This is a genomic window from Alphaproteobacteria bacterium (assembly GCA_041396705.1).
Classification (GTDB): domain Bacteria; phylum Pseudomonadota; class Alphaproteobacteria; order CALKHQ01; family CALKHQ01; genus CALKHQ01.
On sequence record JAWKYB010000009.1, the window covers coordinates 243009 to 249692 of the forward strand.

Consider the following 6684-nt stretch of genomic DNA (forward strand, 5'->3'; position numbering starts at 1 on the left):
GCGCGCGGCCGGCCGCTTGGCCATGGCGTCGGTGCCCGGTTGCGGTTTGGCCGGTTTGGCGGGGCAGGCGCGCCCCGCGGGGATGGTGCGCGCCGGTCGCCGGAAGGCAATGCGTCGCGGCCTCACGAATCCGCGAGCCGGCGGGCGGCAGCGGCCATCGCCGTCAACCATGGTTAACGGCGTGTTCACCTTGCCGCGGGCAAGGTCGCGCACCGTTCAACGCAGCGGCCCGGCCGTTGCCCGCCATCGGAGCGGCTCGCAATGCAGTCCCTCGCCCCTCGTCGCAATCGCCGGAACCGGATCGCCGCGGCGGTGCTCTGCACGCTGCCCTGGGTGTCCGCCCTCCCGGTCGCAGTGGGCCAGGTCGACGCGGCACCGGACGCGGCGGCGGGGCTGGCGCTGAGCGACGGCGAGCGGCAGTGGCTTGCCGAGCATCCGGTGGTGCGGGTCGGCACCGATTTCCTGGCGCCGGTCGCCTTCTTCGAGGACGAGGCCGGCCCGCTGCAGGGCGTCGCCGCCGACTATCTGACGGCCGCCGCCGCCATGCTGGGCGTCGAGTTCGACCTGGTGCGGCGGACCCATCGCGACCATCCCCGCATCATGGCCGCGCTGGGCGAGCACGAGATCGACCTCGTCGCCGCCGCCATGGCCGGCCACGCCGAGGTGCGCGACGGCGTCGCCGTCGAGACCCGGCCCTATCTGGAGGTGCCCGTGGTCGCGGTGACGCCCGAGGCGGCGCCCCGCATTGGCGGCATCCGCGCGCTCGACGGGCTGCGCGTCGCCGGCACGCCGCCGGTGATCGAGGCGATGCGCAGGCAGGGGGTCGAGGCGGAAGCCGAGGTGGCGGCGCCGCATGTCGGCCTGCTCGGCGTGGCTACCGGGCGCTGGGACGTTTACGTCGGCGACCTGCCGGTCATCAGCCATTTCCTCGCCGAGCAGGCGATCACCAACGTCCGGATCAACGGCGAGCTGCCGCCGCCAAACCGGATGGTCATGCTGGTGCGCGCGGCCGACGCACCGCTGGCAACGGCGCTCGACAAGGCATTTGCCGCGATCGCGCCGGCGGAACGCGACCGGATCTGGCAACGCTGGTTTCGGGTGCCCTACGCGCAGTCGCTGATGGCCTCGCCATGGCTGTGGGCCGGGATCGGCGCTGGCGCCGTGGCGCTTGGCCCGGCCCTGCTGCTGACCTGCCAGCTGCGGCGGCGGGTGCGGCAGGTCCAGGGCACCGTCGAGAGCCTCGACCATCACCTGATGAGCGCGCATCTCGACTGCAACGCGACCATCCTCGAGGTGACCAACGCGCTGTGCCGGGCCACCGGCTTCGAGGGCGCCGAGCTGGTCGGCCGGTCGCTGGCCGAGGTCGGCGCGCCGCACGGCGCCGGGGGCCCGCCCGCCCTGCGCGCGCTGATGGACGACGTCCGCCGCGGCCAGGCCTGGCGCGGCATCTTCAAGGTCGAACGCAAGGACGGCGGCAGCCTGATGGCCGAGGCAGTGGTCTCGCCGCGGCGCCGCAAGGACGAGACGGTCGGCTTTACCGTCATCTGGCAGGATATCAGCGACAGCCTGCACTACCGCGACCTGTCGCTGCGCGACGAGCTGACCGGGCTCTACAACCGCAGGCACTACAATGCCGAGGCGCCCGCGCTGCTGGCCGCGACCCGGCGCGACGGCGGCTGCTTCGCGCTGGTGGCGGTCGATGTGGACTGCTTCAAGGCCTACAACGACACCTACGGCCACGCGGCGGGCGACGCGGTGCTGACCGCCGTCGGCCAGGTGCTGCGCGAGACCATGCGGCGCGAGCGGGACCTGGCGTTCCGTCTCGGCGGCGAGGAATTCGCGGTGGTCTTCGCCGCCGGCGACGAGGCCGAGGCGCGGCAGCGGGCGGAGACGTTGCGCCTCGCGCTGGAAGCGCGCGGCATCCCGCACAGCGGCGGGCCGGCGGGCGTGGTCACCGCTTCGGTGGGCGTGGCGGTCGCCGGACCCGGCGACGAACGCGACCTCGCCGCGCTCTGGCAAGCGGCCGACGCCGCGCTCTACCGGGCCAAGCACGGCGGCCGCAACCGGGTCGCGATGGCCGCCTGACGCCGGGGCCTGCCCGGCGGTGCCCGCGCGCACCCATCCTTGCGCCGCAATTGTTGCCTAGGTCGACCGGGCCGGGAACACTGGCACCGATGCGCAAGGCAAGGAGGCCCGCCAATGCACCTGCACACCGCTGCGATCGCTTTCGCACTGGCGTTGTTGCCGATCTCGCCGGCTGCGGCCGAGCAGTTCCATCCCACCTATGGCGACTGCGGATTGCGCGTGGTTGACGAGGCGACCGTGTTCGTCAATTGCGCGGGCGCGGACGTCGACGGTCCGCTGACCGAGCAGCGCCTGGCCGAATGGGTCGCCTTCTGGCAGGCGCAGATGCAGCGCGAGCACGAGATGACGATGGACATCCTGCGTGGCGAATCCGGCGGGACCGGCTGGTGCGAGGTCTATGACGTCGACGGGGCCTATCTCGGCCAGCAGCCCTGCTGAGCGGGCCGCCGTCGGGCCGGGGCTCAGCCCTGGCCGGCCATGGCGGCGACGATCCCGATGCGGCCGGCAAGCCGTTCGGCAGCGTTCGCCGTCTCTTCGGCCAGCAGCGTGGACTGGCGCGCGGCCTCTGCATGGTCGATCGCCGGGTCGCCGGCCATCTCCACCGCCATGTCCAGCGCCATCAGTGCGATCTTCTGGGCCTCGCCCTGGATGCGCAGCGCCAGGCGCGCCGGATCGCCGGGGCCCAGCGTCTCGCCGTCAAGGGTCGCTTCGATCGCAGCTCGGAACTCGGTGACCGCGGTCATCGGGGGGACTCTCCGCTCGCCGGCACAACGCCGGCGCGCGGCCGGCAGATCGAGGGTCAGTATCTCAATCAAACCTCGCCGTGCCTTGTCAAAAAATGGTTAACCGCACATGGTCGACCGCAGCCAGCGGGAGAATCCGATGTCCACGACGCTGCCGGTCGCGATCGGCCAGTTCCGGGCGGGGCCCGACAAGCGGTCCAATGTCGACAGGGCGCTCGCGATGATCGACCGGGCTGCTGCTGCCGGCGCGGCGCTGGTGGTCCTGCCGGAACTGTTCACCGGCCTCGGCTTCGAGGCCGAGCGCGCGCATGAGCCGTACGCCGAGCCCGTTCCCGGCCCGACCAGCGCGGCGCTGGCCGAGCGGGCGCGCCGCCACCGGCTCTGGGTGACGGGCTCCTATTACGAGCGGGCGGGCGACCGCTTTCACAATACCGCGCCGGTCATCGGCCCCGACGGCGCGATCGCCGCGCTCTACCGCAAGACCCACCTGTTCGACGTGCCGCACCGGGTCGACATCCCGCCGGGCATCGTCGAGTCGCGCAAGGTTGCGCCGGGCGACCGCCTGTGCGCCGTCGATACGCCGTTCGGGCGGATCGGCATCACCATCTGCGCCGACCTGCGCTTTCCGGAGCTCTATCGGGCGCTTGCGCTGGACGGCTGCGTCGCGATCCTGTGCATCTCCGCCTTCGTCAGCCCGCGCATCGACCATTGGGAGTTCCTGCTGCGGGCGCGGGCGACCGACAACCAGCTGTGGCTGATCGCCAGCGGGCAGGTCGGCACCGACCCGGCCAGCGGCATCGCCTTCTGCGGCCGGTCGATGACGGTCGATCCCTGGGGCGTCGTCACCGCCCAGGCCAGCGACGAGGACACGCTGGTGCGCGCCGACCTCGACCTTTCGCTGGTCGCCACCGTCCGCAAGCGCTGGGACCTTGCCGCCCAGCGCAGGCCGGCGCTCTATGCGCAGCACCGGCCGAGCGCGGCCCAAGCCGCGGAGTGAACTCGCCCGTGACAGGAGCGTTGCGATGATGAGACTGCGTGCCCTCGTTCCCGCCCTGGCTGCGTTCGCCCTGTCGTCGCTTCCATCGAGCGGGCAGGCCGGACTGTTCAGCAGCGACGACGAGTCGACCGTCGCCGCGTTGCTCGAGCGCCTGCCTGCGACCGACTGGTCGAAGGAGACCGGCGGATTTTCCGTCGTCGACATCGCCCTGCTGCGGCAGGCGCTCGGCGTCGAATGGCCGCAGACCTGGCCGACGCGGGACGATGCCGGCAGCGAGGCGATGCGCGCGATCGTGAGCGTGGTCACGCTGATGCCGGTTCCGCCGCAGGCCATCGCCACATTGCGCTACGACATGCACGAGGCGCCGCTGGCGTTGCTCGGGCTCGACGTCCTGAGGGTGGACGCCATCGCCGAAAGGGGCTTCGGCCGTCCGTCGGGCAGCAGCTCGGTGCTGGTCGGGCCGGCATTGGCCGACACCGCGGCGGTTTCGGCGGCGCTCGGCGCGCCCGATCGCCTCGGTCCCGGCGAGATCCCGGTCTGGGTGCCCGAGGACGCGGCCTGGCGCGGTCCGCTGTCCGGCAGCAGCCTTGCGCTGGTCGCGCCGGACCATGTCGCCATCCTCGGCGCGGACACTGCGATCGACGACGGCATCGCCGCTGCCGACGGCCACGGCGGCGCCATCGCCGCGTTGCCGGAGGCGGCGGCCCTGATCGAGGTGGCCGAAGCGACGGCTGGCCGGCTCGTCGCATTGTGGGGCCTGCATCCGGGTGTCCTGCGCTCGGTGATGAACGTGCCGGAAAGCGGCTGGCCGGCGGATGCCGAGTTGCCGGAGTTCCAGGCGCTCGGCGCGGCCTGGGCCGTCGACGGCGGCCAGGCGGTCAGCCGGCTGATGCTGGTCTATGCGGATGCGGCGGCGGCAGAGAAAGCGCGACAGGCGATGACCGACCGCATGCCCTTGCTGGAGTTCCGCGGCGACGTGACCGTATCCGCGATAAGCGTGACGGAGGCGGCCGGAATGCCGGTCGTCGTGATCGAATCGCGCGCCGCCCTGCCGACGATCGGGGACAGGCAGCCGTTGACCGGCTTCCACATCTGGACGCGGCGCCTGTTCGTGATGCTCGACATCCGGTTTCTCGAGCCGACGCTCTGACACCGCTGCACCGACGGCATCGCCCGGTCGGCAACGGGTCCGCTCCCGCGGGGCCTTATCATTTGTCTGGTTGTCATATAAGCTGAAACGGTCCGGGACCGCTCCATGCGGTCGCGGGCGCGGCAGGTGACAGTGGGACGCGATGGCTCTGGAGCGGAAACGCACGCTTGCCAGCCAGCTGGTCGAGCAGCTCGCTGCCCGGATCCGCGCGGGAGAGCTTGCGCCGGGCGACCGGCTGCCGACCGAGAAGGAGCTGGCGGACGCCTATGGCGTCAGCCGCACCGTCGTCCGCGAGGCGATCTCCGGCCTGCGCGCCCACGGTTTCGTCCGGACCGTGCAGGGCCGCGGCGCCTTCGTGATGGAGCGGCCGTCGGTCGGCGCCGCCGGCGCGTTCCACGCCGCGACGCTGGAGGATGTGCTGCACCTGGTCGAGTTCCGCTGCAGTCTCGAGCCCGCGATCGCGGCGCTCGCCGCGCAGCGGCGTAGCCATGCCGCCCTGCGGCGGCTGGGCGCGGCGCGCGCCGCGCTGGGCGAGGCGCAGACCAGTCCCGAGCGGCTGGCCGCGGCCGACTACGACTTCCACCGCGCGATCGCCGAGGCGGCGGGCAATCCCTATTTCATGGCGCTGATGGACCAGCTCGGCCCGGGGATCATTCCGCACGCGCGGATCAACCTCTATCGTGTCGAAACCGAGACCGACGACGCGTTCCTGGCACGGGTCGAGGCCGAGCACGAGGCGATCTTCGCGGCCGTCGCCAAGGGCCAGCCCGAGCAGGCGCGCCGGGCGATGAGCCGGCATCTGGAGAACAGCCGCCATCGCTACAGCCTGCTGGCGGCGACCCGCGCCGGGCCGGCGGCGCCCGGCTGAATCCGCTTGTTCGGTCCCATGTTGTAGGACAACATGGCAACACAATACGAAACGGACCGAATTGCATCATTGGGAGGAAAAGCGATGCCGATCAGCGCGAGAACCCGGCTGGGCATGGCCGCATTGGCGGTGGCGACCGGCGCATCGACCCCGGCCATGGCCGAATGGCGCGGATGGAACATCCACGTCGAGGACTATCCCGTCTCGATCGCGCTCGACGCGTTCACCCGGATGATCGCGGAGCGCACCGACGGCCGCATCACCGCCCAGAACTACCATGGCGGCGTTCTCGGCAGTCAGCCGGACGCGATCGAGCAGGTCCGGCTGGGCGCCATCGAATTCGGCGAGTTCAACCTCGGGCCGATGGGCCCGGTGGTGCCGGCGACCAACGTGGTCTCGCTGCCCTTCGTGTTCGACAATGTCGAGCACATGCACAAGGTGATGGACGGCGAGATCGGCGACGAGATCAGCGCGGCGATGGCAGAGCAGGGCATCGTCGCCCTGGCGTGGTACGACAGCGGTGCCCGTTCGTTCTACAACTCGCAGCACCCGATCGAAACGCCGGCCGACCTCGACGGCATGAAGGTCCGCGTGATGAACAACGACCTGTTCGTCGGCATGATCGAGGCGCTGGGCGGCAACGCCACGCCGATGGCCTTCGCCGAGGTCTACCAGTCGCTGCAGACCGGCGTGGTCGACGGCGCGGAGAACAACTGGCCGTCTTACGAGTCCACCGGCCACTTCGAAGTCGCCGGCTATTATTCGCTGTCCGAGCACCTGATCAGTCCGGAATGCGTCTGCATCAACGCCGACCTGTGGAACGCGTTGCCGGCGGAAGACC

General features: G+C 71.4%; 7 protein-coding genes. 6 read left to right on the top strand and 1 reads right to left on the bottom strand.

Features of this window, described 5'->3' with window-relative positions; all coding sequences use genetic code 11:
- Window positions 1–333: 333 nt before the first annotated feature.
- Window positions 334–2085, top strand: coding sequence for a diguanylate cyclase (locus tag R3F55_14860; GenBank protein ID MEZ5668689.1), 1752 nt, complete (start codon window positions 334–336; stop codon window positions 2083–2085).
- Window positions 2086–2199: 114 nt separating this feature from the next.
- Window positions 2200–2523: a hypothetical protein gene (locus tag R3F55_14865; protein MEZ5668690.1), complete on the top strand. Its 324-nt coding sequence runs from the start codon at window positions 2200–2202 to the stop codon at window positions 2521–2523.
- Window positions 2524–2546: 23 nt separating this feature from the next.
- Here the strand turns inward: R3F55_14865 and R3F55_14870 are convergent, their stop codons facing one another.
- On the bottom strand, window positions 2547–2828 hold the full coding sequence (locus R3F55_14870; GenBank protein ID MEZ5668691.1) for a hypothetical protein: 282 nt from the start codon (window positions 2826–2828) through the stop codon (window positions 2547–2549).
- 139 nt (window positions 2829–2967) lie between these two features.
- On the opposite strand from R3F55_14870, the gene R3F55_14875 reads away from it, so the two are divergent.
- The 4 genes from R3F55_14875 to R3F55_14890 all read left to right on the top strand — a co-directional run.
- Window positions 2968–3825: a nitrilase-related carbon-nitrogen hydrolase gene (locus R3F55_14875; protein MEZ5668692.1), complete on the top strand. Its 858-nt coding sequence runs from the start codon at window positions 2968–2970 to the stop codon at window positions 3823–3825.
- Between the two features lie 28 nt (window positions 3826–3853).
- On the top strand, window positions 3854–4975 hold the full coding sequence (locus tag R3F55_14880; GenBank protein MEZ5668693.1) for a hypothetical protein: 1122 nt from the start codon (window positions 3854–3856) through the stop codon (window positions 4973–4975).
- A 142-nt stretch (window positions 4976–5117) separates the two neighbouring features.
- Window positions 5118–5843 carry a FadR/GntR family transcriptional regulator gene (locus tag R3F55_14885; GenBank protein MEZ5668694.1) on the top strand — a complete coding sequence of 242 codons (726 nt, stop codon included), beginning with the start codon at window positions 5118–5120 and terminating at the stop codon, window positions 5841–5843.
- Window positions 5844–5927: 84 nt separating this feature from the next.
- Window positions 5928–6684 (top strand): TRAP transporter substrate-binding protein (locus R3F55_14890; GenBank protein ID MEZ5668695.1); only part of this gene is annotated, 757 nt, incomplete at its 3' end.

What these genes read in the sequence shown, in the direction of transcription:
- R3F55_14880 (MEZ5668693.1), top strand. Translation starts at nt 3,854, where the DNA reads ATGAGACTGCGTGCCCTCGTTCCCGCCCTGGCTGCGTTCGCCCTGTCG.
- R3F55_14865 (MEZ5668690.1), top strand. Translation starts at nt 2,200, where the DNA reads ATGCACCTGCACACCGCTGCGATCGCTTTCGCACTGGCGTTGTTGCCG.
- R3F55_14875 (MEZ5668692.1), top strand. Translation starts at nt 2,968, where the DNA reads ATGTCCACGACGCTGCCGGTCGCGATCGGCCAGTTCCGGGCGGGGCCC.
- R3F55_14885 (MEZ5668694.1), top strand. Translation starts at nt 5,118, where the DNA reads ATGGCTCTGGAGCGGAAACGCACGCTTGCCAGCCAGCTGGTCGAGCAG.
- R3F55_14870 (MEZ5668691.1), bottom strand. Translation starts at nt 2,828, where the DNA reads ATGACCGCGGTCACCGAGTTCCGAGCTGCGATCGAAGCGACCCTTGAC.